The organism is Petropleomorpha daqingensis (genome assembly GCF_013408985.1).
Lineage (GTDB): Bacteria > Actinomycetota > Actinomycetes > Mycobacteriales > Geodermatophilaceae > Petropleomorpha > Petropleomorpha daqingensis.
In genome coordinates, this window is the sequence record NZ_JACBZT010000001.1 from 3,114,103 (window position 1) to 3,132,726 (window position 18,624).

The 18,624-nt window shown below is 72.5% G+C and carries 20 protein-coding genes; 12 read left to right on the forward strand and 8 right to left on the reverse strand.

The features are described 5' to 3' along the window. Nucleotides 1–46: 46 nt before the first annotated feature. Together GGQ55_RS15470 and GGQ55_RS15475 are read right to left on the reverse strand one after the other, a co-directional pair. Nucleotides 47–937 carry an aldo/keto reductase family oxidoreductase gene (locus tag GGQ55_RS15470; protein ID WP_179718173.1) on the reverse strand — a complete coding sequence of 297 codons (891 nt, stop codon included), beginning with the start codon at nucleotides 935–937 and terminating at the stop codon, nucleotides 47–49. A gap of 72 nt (nucleotides 938–1,009) precedes the next feature. Beyond that, nucleotides 1,010–2,188: a zinc-dependent alcohol dehydrogenase gene (locus GGQ55_RS15475; protein WP_179718175.1), complete on the reverse strand. Its 1,179-nt coding sequence runs from the start codon at nucleotides 2,186–2,188 to the stop codon at nucleotides 1,010–1,012. Between the two features lie 415 nt (nucleotides 2,189–2,603). On the opposite strand from GGQ55_RS15475, the gene GGQ55_RS28455 reads away from it, so the two are divergent. The 3 genes from GGQ55_RS28455 (at nucleotide 2,604) to GGQ55_RS15490 (ending at nucleotide 5,834) form a co-directional block, all read left to right on the forward strand. Continuing rightward, on the forward strand, nucleotides 2,604–3,866 hold the full coding sequence (locus GGQ55_RS28455) for a M23 family metallopeptidase (RefSeq protein ID WP_366489422.1): 1,263 nt from the start codon (nucleotides 2,604–2,606) through the stop codon (nucleotides 3,864–3,866). Nucleotides 3,867–3,942: 76 nt separating this feature from the next. Further along, a complete protein-coding gene (locus tag GGQ55_RS15485; RefSeq protein ID WP_179718177.1) occupies nucleotides 3,943–4,860 on the forward strand; it encodes a cation diffusion facilitator family transporter in 918 nt (305 codons plus the stop codon). A 17-nt stretch (nucleotides 4,861–4,877) separates the two neighbouring features. Continuing rightward, nucleotides 4,878–5,834, forward strand: a complete 957-nt coding sequence (locus GGQ55_RS15490; RefSeq protein ID WP_366489425.1) for a cytochrome c oxidase assembly protein — start codon at nucleotides 4,878–4,880, stop codon at nucleotides 5,832–5,834. 24 nt (nucleotides 5,835–5,858) lie between these two features. Here the strand turns inward: GGQ55_RS15490 and GGQ55_RS15495 are convergent, their stop codons facing one another. Further along, a complete protein-coding gene (locus GGQ55_RS15495) occupies nucleotides 5,859–7,385 on the reverse strand; it encodes an MFS transporter (protein ID WP_366489427.1) in 1,527 nt (508 codons plus the stop codon). A 96-nt stretch (nucleotides 7,386–7,481) separates the two neighbouring features. Between GGQ55_RS15495 and GGQ55_RS15500 the strand changes: the two genes are divergently transcribed. Then, nucleotides 7,482–7,970, forward strand: a complete 489-nt coding sequence (locus tag GGQ55_RS15500; RefSeq protein WP_366490350.1) for a metallophosphoesterase family protein — start codon at nucleotides 7,482–7,484, stop codon at nucleotides 7,968–7,970. 19 nt (nucleotides 7,971–7,989) lie between these two features. Next, nucleotides 7,990–8,826: a putative RNA methyltransferase gene (locus GGQ55_RS15505; protein ID WP_179722766.1), complete on the forward strand. Its 837-nt coding sequence runs from the start codon at nucleotides 7,990–7,992 to the stop codon at nucleotides 8,824–8,826. Here GGQ55_RS15505 and GGQ55_RS15510 read toward each other — a convergent pair. Beyond that, entirely contained in the window at nucleotides 8,819–9,949 is a 1,131-nt protein-coding gene (locus tag GGQ55_RS15510; RefSeq protein ID WP_179718183.1) for a DNA glycosylase AlkZ-like family protein, read from the reverse strand. The genes GGQ55_RS15505 and GGQ55_RS15510 overlap by 8 nt on opposite strands. 82 nt (nucleotides 9,950–10,031) lie before the next feature. Next, nucleotides 10,032–10,316 (reverse strand): GlsB/YeaQ/YmgE family stress response membrane protein, encoded by a 285-nt coding sequence (locus GGQ55_RS15515; RefSeq protein WP_366489431.1) that lies wholly within the window; start codon nucleotides 10,314–10,316, stop codon nucleotides 10,032–10,034. 181 nt (nucleotides 10,317–10,497) lie between these two features. On the opposite strand from GGQ55_RS15515, the gene ctaD reads away from it, so the two are divergent. Further along, on the forward strand, nucleotides 10,498–12,255 hold the full coding sequence (gene ctaD / locus GGQ55_RS15520; RefSeq protein ID WP_179718185.1) for an aa3-type cytochrome oxidase subunit I: 1,758 nt from the start codon (nucleotides 10,498–10,500) through the stop codon (nucleotides 12,253–12,255). Between the two features lie 121 nt (nucleotides 12,256–12,376). Then, nucleotides 12,377–13,636: a phosphoserine phosphatase SerB gene (gene serB, locus GGQ55_RS15525; protein ID WP_366489433.1), complete on the forward strand. Its 1,260-nt coding sequence runs from the start codon at nucleotides 12,377–12,379 to the stop codon at nucleotides 13,634–13,636. 28 nt (nucleotides 13,637–13,664) lie between these two features. On the opposite strand, the gene GGQ55_RS15530 is transcribed toward serB, so the two are convergent. Continuing rightward, nucleotides 13,665–14,231 (reverse strand): isochorismatase family protein, encoded by a 567-nt coding sequence (locus GGQ55_RS15530; RefSeq protein WP_179718188.1) that lies wholly within the window; start codon nucleotides 14,229–14,231, stop codon nucleotides 13,665–13,667. Next, complete coding sequence (locus tag GGQ55_RS15535) at nucleotides 14,228–15,529, reverse strand: nicotinate phosphoribosyltransferase (RefSeq protein ID WP_179718190.1); 1,302 nt, start codon at nucleotides 15,527–15,529, stop codon at nucleotides 14,228–14,230. Before GGQ55_RS15535 ends, GGQ55_RS15530 begins: the two co-directional genes overlap by 4 nt. Nucleotides 15,530–15,564: 35 nt before the next feature. Between GGQ55_RS15535 and clpS the strand changes: the two genes are divergently transcribed. Both clpS and GGQ55_RS15545 read left to right on the forward strand, forming a co-directional pair. Further along, nucleotides 15,565–15,852 carry an ATP-dependent Clp protease adapter ClpS gene (gene clpS, locus GGQ55_RS15540; RefSeq protein WP_179718192.1) on the forward strand — a complete coding sequence of 96 codons (288 nt, stop codon included), beginning with the start codon at nucleotides 15,565–15,567 and terminating at the stop codon, nucleotides 15,850–15,852. Next, nucleotides 15,849–16,346 carry a DUF2017 family protein gene (locus GGQ55_RS15545; RefSeq protein WP_179718194.1) on the forward strand — a complete coding sequence of 166 codons (498 nt, stop codon included), beginning with the start codon at nucleotides 15,849–15,851 and terminating at the stop codon, nucleotides 16,344–16,346. Before clpS ends, GGQ55_RS15545 begins: the two co-directional genes overlap by 4 nt. Here GGQ55_RS15545 and GGQ55_RS15550 read toward each other — a convergent pair. Then, complete coding sequence (locus GGQ55_RS15550) at nucleotides 16,285–16,629, reverse strand: hypothetical protein (RefSeq protein ID WP_179718196.1); 345 nt, start codon at nucleotides 16,627–16,629, stop codon at nucleotides 16,285–16,287. The two genes, GGQ55_RS15545 and GGQ55_RS15550, sit on opposite strands and share 62 nt — an antisense overlap. 110 nt (nucleotides 16,630–16,739) lie before the next feature. Here GGQ55_RS15550 and GGQ55_RS15555 point away from each other — a divergent pair, with 110 nt between their 5' ends. The 3 genes from GGQ55_RS15555 (at nucleotide 16,740) to GGQ55_RS15565 (ending at nucleotide 18,618) form a co-directional block, all read left to right on the forward strand. Next, nucleotides 16,740–17,213 carry a M67 family metallopeptidase gene (locus GGQ55_RS15555; protein WP_179718198.1) on the forward strand — a complete coding sequence of 158 codons (474 nt, stop codon included), beginning with the start codon at nucleotides 16,740–16,742 and terminating at the stop codon, nucleotides 17,211–17,213. A gap of 122 nt (nucleotides 17,214–17,335) precedes the next feature. Then, complete coding sequence (locus tag GGQ55_RS15560) at nucleotides 17,336–17,614, forward strand: ubiquitin-like small modifier protein 1 (protein ID WP_179718200.1); 279 nt, start codon at nucleotides 17,336–17,338, stop codon at nucleotides 17,612–17,614. Nucleotides 17,615–17,667: 53 nt separating this feature from the next. After that, nucleotides 17,668–18,618 carry a PLP-dependent cysteine synthase family protein gene (locus GGQ55_RS15565; protein WP_179718202.1) on the forward strand — a complete coding sequence of 317 codons (951 nt, stop codon included), beginning with the start codon at nucleotides 17,668–17,670 and terminating at the stop codon, nucleotides 18,616–18,618. The last annotated feature ends 6 nt before the right edge of the window (nucleotides 18,619–18,624 follow it).

Here is an 18,624-nt window from a genome sequence, read left to right on the forward strand (position 1 = left end):
GGTTTCGCGCGCTCAACCGCGCGCGGTTAAGCGCGCGAAACCGCGTCTACAGGTCGATGTCGGGTTCGCCGGTGCCGCCGATGCGGTCGAGCTCCTCGAGCTCGACCGGGCCGAGCACCCGCGCCGCGGACTCCAGGTTCTGCTCGAGGTGCGCGATCGAGCTCGTCCCCGGGATCAGCAGGATGTTGGGGGAGCGGGCCAGCAGCCAGGCCAGCGCCACCTCCATCGGCGTGGTCTCCAGCCGCCGCGCAACGGTCTCCAGTGCCGCCGACTGCAGCGGCGTGAAGCCGCCGAGCGGGAAGTACGGCACGTACGCGATGCCCTCCCGGGCCAGCGCGTCGACCAGCGGGTCGTCCTTGCGGTGCACCACGTTGTAGTGGTTCTGCACGCAGACCACCGGCGCGATGGCCTGCGCCTCGGCGAGCATCTGCGGGGTCACGTTGCTGACGCCGAGGTGCTTGATCAGGCCCTGCTGCTGCAGCTCGGCGAGGGTCTCGAAGGGTTCGGCGAGGGAGCGCTGCACCGGCTCGCTGAAGCCGGGCATCCGCAGGTTGACGACGTCCATCGCGTCGACGCCGAGGTGGTCGAGGTTGTCGTGCAGCGCCTGGCGGATCTCGTCGGGGGCCAGCGCCTCGGGCCACTCGCCGTCCGGAGTGCGCCGGGCGCCGATCTTGGTGACGAGGGTCAGGTCGGCCGGGTACGGGTGCAGGGCCTCGCGGATGATCTCGTTGGTGACGTGCGGCCCGTAGTAGTCGCTGGTGTCGATGTGGTTGACACCGAGCTCGACGGCCCGGCGCAGGACGGCGATCGCGGCGTCGCGGTCGGCCGGCGGCCCGAACACGTGCGGGCCCGCCAGCTGCATGGCGCCGTAGCCCATCCGGTGGACCGTGCCGTCCCCGAGCGGGAACGAGCCGGACTTCTCCGCTGTGAACGTCATGCCCGACTCCTACACCGCGAAGCTGAGGATCATGCACCCGGGCCGGAGGAATTCCGGCCCGGGCGCACGCCCTCACGGCTTGAGCAGGACCTTGACCGTGCCGTCCTTCTTCTCCCGGAAGTTCATGTAGGCCTGCGGGGCCTCGTCCAGGGGCACGTGGTGGGTGGCGAACTCGTCCACGCCGAGGAAGTCCTCCTCGAGCAGCGGCAGGATGTCCGGGATCCAGCGCCAGACGTTGGCCTGGCCCATCCTCAGCTGGATCTGCTTGTCGAACATGCGCATGAGCGGCAGCGGGTCGGTGGCCCCGCCGTAGACGCCCGACAGCGAGATCGTGCCGCCCCGGCGGACGGCCTCGATGGCGGTGTTCAGCGCGGCCAGCCGGTCGACGCCGGCCACCTGCATGATCTTCTCCATCACCGCGTCGGGGACGATCGCCGTCGCCTTCTGGGCCATGGTCGCCAGCGGCGAGCCGTGCGCCTCCATGCCGACGGCGTCGATCACGGCGTCGGGTCCGCGGCCGTCGGTGGCGTCGCGGACGGCGGCGACGACCTCGTCCTTCTTCGTCGTCTCGATGGTGGAGATCCCGCGCGCCCGGGCACGGGCCAGCCGCTCGGGGACGTCGTCGGCGGCGAAGACCTGCTCGGCGCCGAGGTGCTGCGCGATGCGCGAGGACATGTCACCGATCGGGCCGAGGCCGAGGACGAGCACGCTGCCGCCCTTCGGGATGCCGGCGTACTGCACCGCCTGCCAGGCCGTGGGCAGGACGTCGGAGAGGTAGACGAACCGGTCGTCGGCAGGGCCCTCGGGGACCTTGATCGGCAGGGTGTTGCCGAACGGCACCCGCAGGTACTCCGCCTGGCCGCCCGGGACCTGCCCGTACAGCTTGGTGTAGCCGAACAGCGAGGCGCCGAAGCCCTGGTCGCGGTTCTGCGTGGTCTCGCACTGGGAGTGCAGCCCCTGCGAGCACATCCAGCAGGTGCCGCAGGAGATGTTGAACGGGACGACGACGCGATCGCCCGGCTTGACCGCGGTGACCTCCGGCCCCACCTCGCGGACGATCCCCATCGGCTCGTGGCCCATGACGTCGCCGACCGTCATGAAGGGCGCCATCACCTCGATCAGGTGGAGGTCCGAGCCGCAGATGCCGGAGGAGGTGATCTGGACGATGACGTCCGTCGGCTCCTGGATGGTGGGGTCCGGGACGGTCTCGACACGGACGTCGGCACGACCGTGCCAGGTCACTGCACGCATGTAGGTGATCTCCCTCGAAGGGGCCGCATTTCGGCCGCCTGACGGCCCTCCTGCCCCTTCGTGAGGCTCGTCGCCCCCTTCTCTGCCCCAGACCGGCGTGTTCGTCACGCTGCGTTGGTGTGCGTTGCACGGAGCGACGAATGACACCGGTGAGGCTTTGTGAGCCAGACCACGATTGAAGGGTCTATTCCCGGCCGCGCAGATCACGAACAGATCACGGCATGTTTACATAGCTCCCGCCCGCCTCTGGTGCGGGCTCGTTCGCCTCACTTCCCCCGGGGCGCAGTCCTGTTCGCCGACGGAAGTCAGGTGCATGTCCTCGCACGACCACGAACGCCTCCGAAACGAGGGCCCGGAGCCCCGTACGCGCGCCGGATCGACCCTCGCCTCCAGGGGCGGGACGCGGTCCCGGCGGGTGTCCGCACCGGTCGTCGAGGAGACGGTGTCGAAGGCCGCGAAGACGACCGCCACGAAGTCGGCGGCCACCAGGGCCACCGCGGCGAGGACGGCGACGGCCGCCAAGACGACCGCCGCCAAGAAGACCGCTGCGAAGACGGCGCCCGCCAAGGCGACGCCTGCGAAGGCCGCTGCCGCCAAGGCGACGACCAGCAAGGCCGCCCCGGCGAAGAAGACCGTCACCCCGAAGCCGGCGCCCGCGAAGGCCGCTGCCACGAAGGCGTCGACCTCCAAGTCGACGTCCGCCAAGGCGACGACCGCCAGGGCGACGACCACCAAGGGCGCCCCGGCGAAGAAGACCGCCGCTGCGAAGCCGGCGACCGCTGCGCGGCCGCGGCCCACCCCGCGTCCGCGCCCGGTCCCGGCCGCTGAGATCGTGCCGGCCGCCGAGCCGGTGGTCGCGGTCGAGGAGGTCGTCGAGACCCCCGCCGCCGTCGGGACCCCCGCCGCCGTCGAGACCCCGGCCGCCGTCGAGGAGCTCGAGCCGACCGCGGTTCCGACCCGCCGACGGCGCATCCCCACCGTGCTGCGTCGGCGCCGGTCGCTGGTCATCGCCGCAGCTCTCGTCTCCATCGGCGTCGGCAGCGTCTGGGCCGGCGCCGCCGCGCAGGCCGGCCCGACCGACGAGCCCAGCCACTCGATGAGCGTCGCCGCCGAGCTGGGCATCTCCGCGCAGCAGAACGTCACGCCGCCGGACGGCCACGACGCCGATCGGCTCGCCGAGGTCGCCGCCAGCCGGGCGACGCGGGAGGCCGAGCAGACCGCCGCCGTCCAGGCGCAGCAGCAGGCCGACGCGGCCGCGATCGAGGCGATGCGTCCCCAGGCCGTGCTGCCGGTCAACGGCGCGCGGCTGACCACGTGCTTCTGCATGCGGTGGGGGACCATGCACTGGGGCATCGACCTGGCCGCCCCGATGGGGACGCCGGAGTACGCCGCGATGGACGGCGTCGTCCTGGAGGCCGGCCCCGCGAGCGGCTTCGGTCTGGCCGTCTACATCCAGCACGCCAACGGCGACGTCACCGTCTACGGCCACATGGAGAAGATCCTGGTCACGCCGGGGCAGGTCGTGAAGGCGGGCGACACCATCTCCCTGCTCGGCAGCAACGGCCAGTCGACCGGTCCGCACCTGCACTTCGAGGTGCACCAGGGCGGCATCAACGGCCAGAAGATCGACCCGATCCCGTGGCTGCAGGCCCGCGGGGTGCAGGTCCCCTCGGCCTGACCGCCGCACCGCTGCGTCGACGCCCCCTGCCGGTCGGTTCCGGCAGGGGGCGTCGCGCGTGGGGCACACTGCCGCTGTGGGGCACGACCACGCAGCACACGGCGCGACGGCCGGCGGCGCGCACCGGCGCCGGCTGACCGTCGTCCTCGGGCTGACCCTCGTCGTGCTGGTCGCCGAGGTCGTCGGCGCGGTGCTGTCCGGATCGCTGGCGCTGCTCGCCGACGCCGGCCACATGGCCACCGACGCGGCCGGGATCGCCCTCGCGCTCGGCGCGGTCACGCTCGCGCAACGCCCCGCCCGCGGACGGCGGACCTTCGGCTGGCAGCGCGTCGAGATCCTCGCCGCCGTCGCCAACGGCCTGCTGCTGCTCGGCGTGGCCGGTTACGTGCTGGTCGAGGCGGTGCTCCGGATCGGTGAGCCGGCCGAGATCTCCTCGGAGCTCATGCTCGTCGTCGCCGGCGCCGGCCTCGTCGTCAACCTGGTGTCGCTGGCGCTGCTGCACCGCGGCCGCAGCGACTCGCTCAACGTCCGGGGCGCCTACCTCGAGGTCCTCGGCGACGCCTTCGGCTCGCTCGCGGTCATCGTCGCGGGCGTCGTGATCCTCACCACCGGCTGGAGCTTCGCCGACACCCTGGCCTCGCTCGCGATCGGCTTCCTGGTCGTGCCCCGGGCCTGGCACCTGCTGCGCGAGGCGCTCGACGTCCTGCTGGAGGCCGCGCCGCGCGGGGTGGACCTCGACGACGTCCGGGCGCACATCCTCGCCGTCGACGGCGTCCTCGGCGTGCACGACCTGCACGCCTGGACGATCACCTCCGGGCTGCCGGTGCTCTCGGCGCACGTCGTGGTGTCGGATGCGGCACTGCAGGCGGGGCACGGCGGTCAGGTGCTCGACGCCCTCTGCTCGTGCCTGGGCAGCCACTTCGACGTGGAGCACTGCACCTTCCAGCTCGAGGCCGAGACGCACGCCGACCACGAGGCGCCCGTCCACGACTGAGTGGGAGAGTGGGCGGCGTGCAGCACGACCACACGGGCATGTGGATGCCCGACGAGCCGCCCACCTGGGCTCGGTTGTTCATCCCACGCCTCGACGGCTGGTCGGTCCTCGCGGTGGTCAGCGTCGTGCTGCTCGTCGCCTACCTGGTCGGGGTGGCGCGGCTGCACCGCAGCGGTGTGCGCTGGCCCTGGTGGCGGACGGGGTCGTGGGTCCTCGGCTGCCTGACGCTGTTCTTCGCCACCGGCACCGGCTTCAACGGCTACGGCATGGCCGTGTTCAGCGTGCACATGGCCCAGCACATGGTGCTGTCGATGGTCTCGCCGATCTTCCTGCTCTGCGGCTCGCCGATCACGCTGGCGCTGCGCTCGCTGCCGCGCGGCAAGGGGACGGCGGGCGTGCCGCGAGCGCTGCTGCTCGAAGCCCTGCACAGCCGCTTCGCGCGGTTCCTGTCGCACCCGGCGTTCACGGTGCCGCTGTTCCTGGTCAGCCTCTACGGCGTCTACTTCACGCCGATCTTCGACGACCTGATGGCCAACCCGCTCGGCCACCAGTTCATGCTCGCCCACTTCCTGGTCACCGGGCTGCTGTTCTTCGGCCCGATCCTCGGGCAGGACCCGTGGCCGCGGACCGTCGGCTACCCCGGCCGGATGCTCGAGCTGCTCATCCCGGTGCCGTTCCACGCGTTCTTCGGCGTCTCGATCATGATGGCCGACTCGCTGGTCGTGCAGACCTTCGCCCACCCGCCGGCGAGCTGGGGGATCGACGTGCTGGGCGACCAGGGCAGCGCGGGCGCCATCGCGTGGTCGTTCGCCGAGCTGCCCACGGTGGTCGTGCTCGCCGTCGTCTTCTTCGCCTGGGCCAATTCGGACGAGCGCCGCGGACGTCGGCTCGACCGCGCCGCCGAGCGCGACGCCGATGCCGAGCTCGCGGCCTACAACGCGCGGCTGAAGGCCCTCGCGGCGCAGGAGCACTGAAGGCTCCTGCGCCGCGGCGCCGGCTCAGCCGACGTGCACCATGTCGGCGTCGGTGGGCAGGTCGTCCTTCGTCGCCTTGATCAGGACGGCGGACACCAGGGCGCCGGCCAGCAGGAGCACGGCCGCCCAGAGGAACGCCGTCGTGTAGCCGTCGACCTGGGCGGCCATCCCCACCGCCGGGTCCTGCGGGTTCTGCCCGGCCGCAGCCGCGTCGGTGATCGAGGCGGTGATCGCGGCGACCGAGATCGTCGCGAGCAGCGCGGTGCCCACCGAGGCGCCGACCTGCTGGACCGCCTGCAGCACCGCACCGGCCGCGCCGGCGTCGTGCTCGCCCGCGCCGATCAGCGCGAGGTTGGACAGCGGCACGAACGTGAAGCCCAGACCGAGACCGAGCAGCAGCTCACCCGGGAACGGCAGCGCCCAGAACGAGGTGTCCACGGTCAGGAACGACAGCAGGAACAGCCCGACCGCGGCGATCACGCCACCGAAGACCATGAGCGGCTTGGGACCCACCTTGGGCACCAGCGCGCTGGCCGCACCGGCGGAGACGAGCACGCCCAGCGTCGTCGGCAGCGACGCGAAACCCGCCTCGACCGGCTTGTAGCCCAGCACCTGCTGGAAGTACAGGCTCAGGAAGAAGAAGGCCCCGATCAGCCCGGCGCCGACCAGCGTCGAGGTCAGGTAGGCCCCGCCCCGGTTGCGGTCGAGGATCAGCCGCATGGGCAGCAGCGGGTTCTTCACCCGCAGCTCGACGACGACGAACAGCGCCACGAGCACCACTCCGCCGGCGATGAACAACCACGCCGTCGCGTTGCCCCAGGCGTTCTGCGTCGGGTGCTCCTGTGCCGCCTGGGCCACCTTCGTGAATCCGTAGACGAACGAGGTGAGCCCGAGGGTCACCAGCACCGCGCCGGGGACGTCGTAGGTCGAGTCGCCCGGTGCCTTGCTCTCCGGGACGAACGGGATCGCCGCGGCGATGGCGACGATCGCCACCGGCACGTTGACCCAGAAGCACCAGCGCCAGTCGACGTACTCGGTGAGCACGCCGCCGAGCAGCAGCCCGACGGCCGATCCGCCACCGGCGATCGCGCCGTAGACGGCGAACGCCTTGGCCCGCTCCTTCGTGTCGGTGAACAGCACCGTCAGCAGGGCCAGGGACGCCGGGCCGAGCAGCGCGCCGAAGGCACCCTGCAGGGCGCGGGCGGCGAAGAGCATCGCCTCGTTCTGCGCCAGGCCACCGAGGGCCGAGGCGATGGCGAAGCCGGCGGCGCCGACCAGGTAGGTGCGCTTGCGGCCCCAGAAGTCGGCGATCCGGCCGCCCAGGAGCAGAAAGCCGCCGAACGTGAGCGTGTAGGCGGTGACGATCCACTGCTGGGTCGCGGCGCTGATCCCGAGGTCCTTGGACACCGAGGGCAGCGCGATGTTCACGATCGTCGCGTCGAGGATGATCATGAGCACGGTGACCGCGATGACGGCGAGCGCCAGCCATCGCCGGGGATACGGCTCGCCGGCCGTGATCCCGCTGGTCGGGAGGGGAGTCGAGTCGGTCACGGGAAGTCCTTCGTCGTCGTCAGCGGTCGTCGTCAGCGGCCGAGTCCGAGCGGGACCGTATCGGCCTGGGAGCATCGCGTCGTGCCTGTTTCGCTCGTGTTGACCTCCGACACGCACGTTCCGAAGCGGTCACGTGACCTGCCTCACTCTCTGTGGACGGCGATCGAGGCCGCGGACGTCGTCGTGCACGCCGGCGACTGGGTCGACGTCGCGCTGCTCGACCAGGTCGAGAAGCGCAGCCGAACGCTGCTCGCCGTGCACGGCAACAACGACCACGGCACGCTCCGCGAGCGGCTGCCCGAGGTGGCCCGGGCCGAGATCGAGGGGATCCGCATCGCGGTCGTACACGAGACCGGTGACAAAAAGGGCCGCGAGGAGCGCTGCGCGGCCCGGTTCCCGGACGCCGACGTCCTGGTCTTCGGGCACAGCCACATCCCGTGGGACACGACCGCGCCCACCGGGCTGCGGCTGATCAACCCCGGCTCGCCGACCGACCGGCGGCGGCAGCCGCACGGCACGTTCGTCACCGCCGTCGCCGAGGACGGCGTCCTGCGGGACGTCACGTTCCACACCGTGCCGCGCTGACGTGACCGGACGGTTTCCGCTGCCCGAACGGGCGGTTGCGCTCCTCGCCTGCCCGGTCTGCGGGGCGGACCTGAGCACCACCCCCGACGGGCTGCGCTGCGCCGCGGGGCACGCCTTCGACCGCGCCCGGCAGGGGCACGTCACGCTGCTGCCCCCGGGCCACCGGCCGCCCTCCGGCGACACGGCGGCGCAGGTCGCCGACCGGGTCGCCTTCCTCGACGCCGGCACCTACGCCGGCATCACCGCGGCCCTGACGACGGCGGTGCTCGCCGACGGCCCGCCGGAGACGCTGCTCGACCTCGGCGGTGGCACCGGGCACCACCTCGCCGCTGTCCTCGACCACCTGCCCGAGGCGGCAGGCGTGGTGCTCGACTCCTCGCCCTACGCCGCCCGCCGGGCCGCCAGGGCGCATCCCCGCGCGCTGGCCGTGGTCGCCGACACGTGGGCCCGGCTGCCCGTCCGGGACGGCGTCGTCGACCGGGCGCTCGTCGTGTTCGCGCCGCGCAACGGCCCGGAGACCGCCCGCGTGCTCCGGTCGGACGGCCGGCTCGTCGTCGTCACCCCTGCCGCCGACCACCTCGCTGAGCTGGTCGGCCCGCTCGGTTTGCTCCGCGTCGACCCGGACAAGGGCGCCCGGACGGCGTCGTCCCTCGAACCGCACCTGCGCCGGATCGCCGCCGCGGAGCACCGCGAGCACCTGGCACTGGACCACGCCGCGCTGCGGACGCTGGTCGGGATGGGCCCGCACGCCCGGCACCTCGCGGCCGACGAGCTCGCCGAGCGGATCGCGACGCTGGCGGCGCCGGTGCGCGTGAGCGTCGCGGTCGACGTCACGACGTGGACTCCGGTCAGCTGACCGCCACGGCGCCGAGCTCGGCGCCGCGCAGGGCCGCGACTTCCGCGAGGCCCTCGGTGATCCGCCGCGCGTGCGCCGGCCGCCAGCCGTCCAGGGGCAGCAGGGTCACGTCCAGCCGGCGACCGTGCTTGCGCGCCCGCCAGGCGCCCGAGACCGCCCCGTCGACCAGCGCGACGCCGGGGTTGGCGACCATCCGCCACACCTCCTTCTGCAGCACCGGGTCGGGCACGAGCGTCGCCCGGTCCGGCCCCTCGAGAGCGGCGTCGTACGGCGGCAGGAGGCGCACGCCGGGGGCCGGCTCGGCCGCGCGCAGGTCGTCGACGGAGTCGGTGGGGACCCAGGTCCGCCGGCCGTCGTAGTCGACCTCGACCAGCTCGGGTGCGCATGTCCAGCGCGCGTGAGCCTCGGCCGGGCCCAGCCCGATCCAGGCGGCCAGCTCGGCCGGGGTGGTGGGGGAGTGCGCCCGCAGGAACCAGGCGAGCAACGCGGCCGCGCCGGCGGCCGGGTCGCGGTCGGGGACGGCGTCCAGCCAGCGCTCGGGGCGGACGAACGCGTCGTCGTCCTTCCCGATGGCGCGGACCCAGCCGACGGCGAGCCCGACCATCCCGAACAGTCCGGTGTCGACGTGCACGGCGTCGCACGCCGTGCAGAACGCCGAGACGGACGGCGGCAGCGCGGCCGTCACCGCCTGCGAGAGCTCGCCCTGCGTCCGCGGACCGGCGTCGAGGGCGGCCGTGGCTGCGGCGGCGCCGGCGGAGAGCAGCGCGCCCGGATCCGCGCCGGCGGCCACCCCGCGGCGCCGCAGCCGGTCGACCAGGGCGCCGTCGTCGGGCGGGAGCGCGCCGGCGGTCAGCGTCGCGTGGTCGCGCGGGTCCAGCACGCGGGAGCCTCGCGCGGTGGGGGCCTCCACCCACCGGCGCTCCAGCAGGGCGTCGCGGACGTCGCCGGGGCCGACGCCGTCGGCCCGGGCGTGCCAGCCGACGACGGCGGAGTCCGGCCCGCCGGTGCGCAGACCCGCGGGCCGCACCGCCTCGAGCCGCCGGGCCGCGGGCAGCCGTTGGCCGAGCGAGTGCGCCGACAGCCGCCAGGCCAGCACCTGGCGGCGGCTCACCCGGAGGCCCATCGGCGCAGTCTGGCGCACGGGCCCGGACGCACGGAGGGGCCCGACCGTCCCCGTACGGCCGGGCCCCTCCGTGCAGAGCGCGTCAGCGGTGCAGGACGCCCTTGCGACTGCGGCCCTGGACGGCGAACACGTAGACGCCCAGCACGATGATCGCGCCGAGGATCGACGCCCACCACCCGCCGATGTCGAAGCGCAGGCCCTCGCCCTTGATCAGGCCGGCGAGCAGGTTGCCGACGATCGAGCCGATGAGACCCAGCACCAGCGTCATGAGGATGCTCATGTGCTGCTTGCCGGGGATGACCGCGCGCGCGATGAAACCGGCGATGAGGCCGATGATGATCGCGAGGATGATGCCACCGATGGTCACGGGGAACCTCCGCGTGGGAACGGCCACTGTGGCCGAAGCCCGGGGATCTCCCGGGCCGAACCGGGGATTCCCGTCCGGATCAAGATCGAAACTCCGGCGCCCGTAACGAGGAGATCGCGATCACGGCGTGCCTGCAGGTCCCCGCCCAGCGGTGTCCTTGGTCCCGGTTAAGCTCCGGTTCGTGACGATCGCACCGGCGCCCATCGTGAGCCGGCCCAGCCCGGTTCACGTGGCCCAGAAGGGGTCGCGGCTCTCGAACCTGCTGCGGACCACGGACCACAAGACCATCGGGCTGATGTACCTGACCACCGCCTTCGCCTGGTTCATGGTGGGCGGGCTGATGGCCATGCTGATGCGAGGTGAGCTGGCTCGCCCTGGGCTGCAGTTCCTCTCCCAGGAGCAGTACAACCAGCTGTTCACGATGCACGGCACGATCATGCTGCTGTTCTTCGCGACGCCGCTGTTCTTCGCCTTCGCGAACCTGGTCATGCCGCTGCAGATCGGCGCTCCCGACGTCGCGTTCCCGCGGCTGAACGCCTTCTCGTACTGGCTGTTCCTGTTCGGCAGCACCCTCGCCGTCGCCGGCTTCCTGACCCCGGGAGGTGCGGCCGACTTCGGGTGGACGGCCTACACACCACTCTCGGACGTCGTGAACAGCCCCGGGGCCGGCGCCAACCTCTGGATCGCCGGCCTCGCCGTGAGTGGCCTCGGCACGATCCTCGGTGGCGTCAACTTCGTCGCGACGATCGTCTGCCTGCGCGCGCCGGGCATGACGATGTTCCGGATGCCGATCTTCACCTGGAACACCCTGGTGACCAGCATCCTGATCCTGCTGGCCTTCCCGATCCTGACCGCCGCGCTGATGGCGCTGCTGGCCGACCGCAACCTCGGTGCGCTGATCTACAGCCGCGCCAACGGCGGGCCGATGCTGTGGCAGCACCTGTTCTGGTACTTCGGCCACCCCGAGGTCTACATCATCGCGTTGCCCTTCTTCGGCATCATCACCGAGGTCATCCCGGTGTTCAGCCGCAAGCCGCTGTTCGGCTACAAGGGCATGGTCTTCGCGACGACCTCGATCGCGTTCCTCTCCCTCGCGGTGTGGGCGCACCACATGTTCGCCACCGGCGCGGTGCTGCTGCCGTTCTTCAGCTTCCTGACCTACCTGATCGCGGTCCCCACCGGCATCAAGTTCGTCAACTGGATCGGCACCATGTGGAAGGGGCAGATCAGCTTCGAGTCGCCGATGCTGTTCTCGCTCGGCTTCCTCGTGACCTTCCTCTTCGGCGGTCTCACCGGGGTGCTGCTGGCCAGCCCGCCGCTGGACTGGCACATCTCCGACACCTACTTCGTCGTCGCCCACTTCCACTACGTGGTCTTCGGGACCGTGGTGTTCGCCGCCTACGCGGGCATCTACTTCTGGTTCCCGAAGATGTGCGGCCGGATGATGGACGAGCGGCTCGGCAAGATCCACTTCTGGCTGACGTTCATCGGCTTCCACGGCACGTTCCTCATCCAGCACTGGCTGGGCAACGAGGGCATGCCGCGCCGGTACGTGGACTACCTGCCGAGCGACGGGTTCACCACCCTGAACACGATCTCGACGATCTTCAGCTTCGTGCTCGGCGCCTCGACGATCCCGTTCCTCTACAACGTGTTCAAGTCCTGGCGGTACGGGGAGCTGGCGCTGCGCGACGACCCCTGGGGCCACGGCAACTCGCTGGAGTGGGCGACGTCGTCCCCGCCGCCGCGGCACAACTTCCTGGAGATCCCGCGGATCCGCTCCGAGCGGCCGGCCTTCGAGGCGCACTACCCGCACCTCATCGAGCGGCTGCACGCCGAGGCGCACCTGGGCAAGCGGCACGAGCCCTACGCCGGGGTCAGCGAGATCGGTCTCACCGACGGACGGCGCCAGGGTCCGAACGACCCCGACCCGACGTAAGTAAGGACCACCCTTCTCCCCACGCCTCGCAGGCTCGGCGCGGGCCCCTGAAGGGTGGCCGTTCCAGCACGTCGCCATGCCGGTGCCCGGTCCGTGCGGGCGCGTACGGCACCATGACGACGTGTCGCTCCACCCCGCCCCGCAGCCCGCGGCCGTCCCGGTCGGTGAGGGCCCCCGCGCGCTGCTGACGGTCACCGGCATCGACCGCCCCGGTGTCACCGCCCGCCTGTTCGGCGCGCTGGCCGGCTCGGCCGACGGGGCGCCGTCGCTGGAGGTCGTGGACGTCGAGCAGGTCGTCGTCCACGGCCAGCTGGTGCTCGGCGTCATCGTCGGGGCGGTCGCGGTCGACGAGGCCGGTCCGGAGACCGAGGACGCCCTGCTCGCCCGCCTGGTCCGGCTCGCGGGCGAGGTGTCGGGCGCGACCGGCGTGCAGGTGCGGGTGGAGCCGGCGTCCGGCCCGGAACCGGAGCGCCCCGGCCGTCCGCACCACGTGATCGTCCTGGGCCGTCCGGTGCCGCCCGGCGCGGTCGCCGGCGCCGCGCAGGCGATCGCCGCCATCGGCGGCAACATCGACGCCATCCGGCGGCTGTCGGACTATCCGGTGACCAGCTTCGAGCTGACCGTCTCCGGCGCCGAGGCCACGGCGCTGCGCACCGAGCTGGGGCACGTGGCCGCCGCGACGGGCGCGGACATCGCCGTCGAGCAGGCCGGCCTGGCCCGGCGGAGCAAGCGGCTGATCGTGCTCGACGTCGACTCCACGCTGGTCCGCGGCGAGGTGATCGACGAGCTGGCCGCCCGCGCGGGCCGGGCGGCGGAGGTCGCCCGGATCACCGCCGCGGCGATGAACGGCGAGCTGGACTTCGCCGAGTCGCTGCGTAAGCGGGTCGGTGCGCTCGAGGGCCTGCCCGTCGAGGTGCTCGACGAGGTGCGCGAGGCCCTGGAGCTGACGCCGGGCGCGCGCACGCTGATCCGCACGCTCAAGCGGCTGGGCTTCCGCTGCGGCATCGTCAGCGGTGGCTTCACCCAGATCACCGACCCGCTGGCCGAGCGCCTCGGGCTCGACTTCGCCGCGGCGAACACCCTCGAGGTGGCCGACGGCAAGCTCACCGGCAGGCTCGTGGGGGAGATCGTCGACCGGGCCGGCAAGGCCCGCGCGCTGGCCCGGTTCGCCGCGGAGTACGAGATCCCGCTGGAGCAGACGGTCGCGGTCGGCGACGGCGCCAACGACCTCGACATGCTCAACACTGCCGGGCTCGGCATCGCGTTCAACGCCAAGCCGGTCGTCCGCGAGCAGGCGCACGCGGCGCTCAACCAGCCCTACCTGGACGCCGTCCTCCAGGTGCTCGGCTTCACCCGCGACGAGGTGAGGGACGCGGAGTGACCGCGCGCAGAAATCGCGACTTCTGCCGTCAGGGGCGGTGGACCGAGCCCTCCAGCTCGACACCGGCCGTCCGCAGCTGGTCGAGCGCGGCCTCGGTCGACGCCTCGGCCACGCCCGCGGTCAGTGGCAGCAGCACCCGGGTCGCGAAGCCGTTGCCGACGGCGTCCAGCGCGGTGGCCCGCACGCAGTGGTCGGTCGCGATGCCGACGACGTCGACCGCGTCCACGCCGTGCCCGCGCAGCCAGTCGGCCAGCCCGACGCCGTCCGCCGTCCCCTCGAAGCCGGAGTAGGCCGCGGCGTACTCGCCCTTGTCGAACACCGCCGCGAGCGGCGCCCGGTCCAGGTTCGCGTGCAGCTCGACGCCGCCGGTGCCGACCACGCAGTGCGCCGGCCAGGTCTCGAGGAAGTCGGGGTGCTCGGCGAAGTGCCCACCCGGGTCGACGTGGTGGTCGCGGGTGGCGACCACGTGGTCGTACCCGGCCGAGCGGACGTGCTCGGTGATCGCGGCGGCGACCGCGGTGCCACCGGCGACGGCGAGGCTGCCGCCCTCGCAGAAGTCGTTCTGGACGTCGACGACGATCAGCGCGCGGGTCATGACTGCATGATCTCCAGCGCGCACTCGCCGCGGGACAGCGCCCACGCCTCGGCCGGCAGCGCGGCCCGCACCCGCTCGTGGTGGGCGCGCGCTTCGGCCAGCGCCTGCTCCGGCGTCGCCCCGCTCAGCACCCGGCCGCCCTCCACCAGGGGGACGACGAGGTCGCGGTCGCCGTCCTCGGCCTCGATCGGCCCGGCGCTGATCACCTCCGCGGTCGCCGTCCCGGAGCGGTCGTGCCGGCGCACGGCGTTCTTGCGCCCGCCCACCGAGGCCTTGCCCTCCGACCGCTTGGCCACCGGGTTGCCGTCGCGCTCGACCAGCTTGTAGACCAGCCCCACCGTCGGGGCGCCGGAGCCGGTCACCAGCGAGGTGCCGACCCCGTAGCGGTCGACCGGCGCGGCCATGAGGCCGGCGATGGCGTACTCGTCGAGGTCGCTGGTGACGACGATGCGGGTCTTCGTCGCGCCGAGCTCGTCGAGCAGCTGCCGGGCGTGGGTGGCCAGCGTGGGCAGGTCCCCGGAGTCCAGCCGGATCCCGCCCAGCTCGGGGCCGGCCACCTTCACCGCCGTCCGGATGCCCTCGTCGACGTCGTAGGTGTCCACCAGCAGCGTCGTCCCCGTGCCGAGCGTGGCCACCTGCGCGCGGAAGGCGGCCTCCTCGTCGTCGTGGAGCAGCGTGAACGCGTGCGCGCTGGTGCCGGTGGTCGGCACCCCGTAGCGCCGGCCGGCCTCCAGGTTGGACGTCGACGCGAAGCCGACCAGGTAGGCGGCGCGGGCCGCGGCGACGGCGGCCTCCTCGTGGGTGCGGCGCGAGCCCATCTCGATGCACGGCCGGTCGCAGGCGGCGGCGATCATCCGCGCCGCGGCCGAGGCGATCGCGCTGTCGTGGTTGAGGATCGACAGGACGAGCGTCTCGAGCAGCACCCCCTCGGCGAACGGCGCCTGCACGGTGAGCACGGGGGAGCCGGGGAAGAACAGCTCGCCCTCGGCGTAGCCCTCGATGTCGCCGCTGAACCGGAAGTCGGCCAACCAGTCGACCAGCCGCTGGTCGGTCAGGCCCTGCTCGCGGAGCGCCTCGAGCTCCTCGTCGCCGAACCGGAAGCGGGGGAGCGCCTCGAGCAGCCGGCCGGTGCCGGCGAGGACGCCGTAGCGCCGCCCGTGCGGCAGCCGGCGGGCGAACACCTCGAACACGCAGGGCCGGTCGGCGGTGTCGTCGGCCAGCGCGGCGGCGACCATCGTGAGCTCGTACCGGTCGGTGAGCAGTGCGGGGTGCGTCGGCGGGGCCACGGGCGTCGACATGCTCCGGAGCGTAGGCGGCGTCCTAAGGTGGAGCCGTGGCCGGACCGCTCGCGACCCCGGACACCACCGTCGACGAGGAGTACGACCTCGACCGGCCGTGGGTGACCGTCGTCTGGAACGACCCCGTGAACCTGATGACCTACGTGACCTTCGTGCTGCAGGAGCTGTTCGGCTACGACGAGCCGACCGCGACGACGCTGATGCTGCAGGTGCACCACGAGGGCAAGGCGATCGTCAGCTCCGGCCCTCGCGAGCGGATGGAGCACGACACCAGCCGGCTGCACGCCTACGGGCTGTGGGCCAGCTACCAGCGCGACTCATGAGACCGTTCCGCCGCAAGGGTTCCGACGTCGTGGCCCGGCTCGACCTCGCCGAGGCCGGCATCATCGGGCTGCTGCTCGAACAGCTGGAGCAGCTGCTCGAGGCCGCCGAGGACGACGTCGCCGGCGATCCCGTGCTGGCCCGGCTGTTCCCGGACGGCCATCGCGGCGACCCGAGGCTGGCCGCCGACTACCGGGAGCTGACCGAGTCGGCGCTGCGCAGCGGCAAGGCCGACGACCTGGCGACGGTCCGGGCGACGCTGCCGCCGGACGGGGGCGACGTCCGGCTCGACCCGGAGCAAGCCGGGGCGTGGCTGCGCTGCACCAACGACCTGCGGCTGGCGCTGGGCACCCGGCTGGAGATCACCGAGGACACCGAGCCGCCGGACGAGGTGACCGGCGAGGAGAGCCAGCAGCTGGCCGTCTACTACTGGCTCACCTCGGTGCAGGGCTCGCTGGTCGACGCGCTCGCCGCCGGTCGGGCCGGCCGAAGGTGAGCATGATCAGCGCCGCGAGCAGCAGGTCGAGCACGAAGAACGTGTAGACGAGCGTCGGCAGGTCGAGGTCGCGGATCCACGCGCCGATCGCCGACAGCAGCACGATGCCCGACAGCGCGAACACCAGGATCAGCGTGAGCACGCGCAGGACGACGAGCACCGCGTACGAGACGCGGTCGTCGACGGACATCCCGCGGCGGTGGCCGACGCCGCGCACCCCCATCACGAAGGCGGGGAGCGCCAGCAGCACCACGCCGGCGACCAGGAGCGACTCGACGACCACGAGACCGCACCGTATCGGGTGGACACCTGGCGGCCGCACGGGGTTTACCCGGGTGTCGGTCACAGGGCCGAGGAGAAGGGGCCCGCGAGCGGCCGCCTAGAATCGACGTCGTGCTGCGCATCGACCGCGCGACCTACGACGCCATCGTGGCCCACGCCCGGAAGGATCATCCGGACGAGGCCTGCGGCGTCGTCGCCGGGCCCGAGGGCAGCGACCGCCCGGAGCGGTTCATCCCCATGCTCAACGCAGCGCGCTCGCCCACGTTCTACGAGTTCGACTCGGCCGACCTGCTCAGGCTCTACCGGGAGATGGACGACCGCGACGAGGAGCCGGTGGTCATCTACCACTCGCACACGGCCACCGAGGCCTACCCGTCGCGCACCGACATCAGCTACGCCTCCGAGCCGAACGCGCACTACGTGCTCGTCTCGACCCGGCAGCACGGCTCGGAGACCGGGCTGGCCGGCGACGAGGTGGAGTTCCGCAGCTTCCGCATCGTCGACGGCGAGGTCACCGAGGAGGACGTCGAGGTCGTCGAGTCCTACCTGTTCGGCCACTCGCCGACCACCGTCGTCTACGACTGACGGGTGATCCGCCTCGCCGTCCGGAATCCTCCGGGACGACGGGGCGTTCCCCTCATCGACTTGCCAGAACGCCGCCCTTCCGCGCGCGGCGCCCACGACCCTTCCGAGGAGAACTCGCAGCAATGGCCATCGAGGTCCGGATCCCGACCATCCTGCGCACGCACACCGGCGGTGCGAAGACCGTGGAGGGCAGCGGCAGCACCCTCGGCGCGCTCGTCGACGACCTCGACAGCAAGCACCCCGGCCTGAAGAACCGCCTGGTCACCGACGAGGGCAAGCTGCACCGGTTCGTCAACGTCTACGTCAACGACGAGGACGTCCGCTTCACCGGCGCGCTCGACACCCAGGTCAAGGACGGCGACTCGGTGACGATCCTCCCGGCGGTCGCGGGCGGCTGCTGAGGGGCTGTCCTCACTGGCCAGCGCCGTCGGCTCACCCAACCGAGAGATCCCTTATGGCCCGCTTCGCCTCGCTCGTCGACTCCCTCGGGGGCACGCCCCTCGTGGGGCTGCCCAACCTGTCGCCGACCCCTGACGTCCGGCTCTGGGCCAAGCTCGAGGACCACAACCCCACCGGGTCCATCAAGGACCGCGCGGCGATCGCGATGATCGAGAACGCCGAGAAGGAGGGGAAGCTCAAGGCCGGCGACACGATCCTGGAGCCGACCAGCGGCAACACCGGGATCTCGCTGGCGATGGTGGCCCGGCAGCGTGGCTACCGGCTGATCTGCGTCATGCCGGAGAACACCTCGATCGAGCGGCGGCAGCTGCTGGAGATGTACGGCGCGCAGATCATCTCCTCACCGGCCGCGGGCGGCTCCAACCAGGCGGTCGCGGTGGCCAAGGGGCTGGCCGCCGAGCACGACGACTGGGTGATGCTCTACCAGTACGGCAACCCGGCCAACGCGCAGGCGCACTACGACGGCACGGCTCCGGAGATCCTGGCCGACCTGCCGTCGATCACGCACTTCGTCGCGGGCCTGGGCACCACCGGCACGCTCATGGGCTGCTCCCGGTACTTCCGCGAGCACAAGCCCGACGTCCAGGTGATCGCCGCCGAGCCGCGCTACGGCGAGCTGGTCTACGGCCTGCGCAACATCGACGAGGGGTTCATCCCCGAGCTCTACGACGAGACGCTGCTCGACACGCGGTTCTCCGTCGGACCCGAGGACGCCGTGCACCGCACCCGCCAGCTGGTGGAGCGCGAGGGCATCTTCGCCGGCATCTCGACCGGCGCGATCCTGCACGCGGCGCTCGGCATCGCCGACAAGGAGGTCGCCGCCGGGCGGCGGGCCGACATCTGCTTCATCGTCGCCGACGGCGGGTGGAAGTACCTGTCCACCGGCGCCTACGCCGGCACGCTCGAGGAGGCCAGCTCGCGGCTCGAGGGCCAGCTCTGGGCCTGAGCGCTC

What these genes read in the sequence shown, in the direction of transcription:
- GGQ55_RS15565 (WP_179718202.1), top strand. Translation starts at nt 17,668, where the DNA reads ATGGCCCGCTTCGCCTCGCTCGTCGACTCCCTCGGGGGCACGCCCCTC.
- GGQ55_RS15560 (WP_179718200.1), top strand. Translation starts at nt 17,336, where the DNA reads ATGGCCATCGAGGTCCGGATCCCGACCATCCTGCGCACGCACACCGGC.
- GGQ55_RS15530 (WP_179718188.1), bottom strand. Translation starts at nt 14,231, where the DNA reads ATGACCCGCGCGCTGATCGTCGTCGACGTCCAGAACGACTTCTGCGAG.
- GGQ55_RS15535 (WP_179718190.1), bottom strand. Translation starts at nt 15,529, where the DNA reads ATGTCGACGCCCGTGGCCCCGCCGACGCACCCCGCACTGCTCACCGAC.
- GGQ55_RS15510 (WP_179718183.1), bottom strand. Translation starts at nt 9,949, where the DNA reads ATGGGCCTCCGGGTGAGCCGCCGCCAGGTGCTGGCCTGGCGGCTGTCG.
- GGQ55_RS15475 (WP_179718175.1), bottom strand. Translation starts at nt 2,188, where the DNA reads ATGCGTGCAGTGACCTGGCACGGTCGTGCCGACGTCCGTGTCGAGACC.
- GGQ55_RS15470 (WP_179718173.1), bottom strand. Translation starts at nt 937, where the DNA reads ATGACGTTCACAGCGGAGAAGTCCGGCTCGTTCCCGCTCGGGGACGGC.
- GGQ55_RS15545 (WP_179718194.1), top strand. Translation starts at nt 15,849, where the DNA reads ATGAGACCGTTCCGCCGCAAGGGTTCCGACGTCGTGGCCCGGCTCGAC.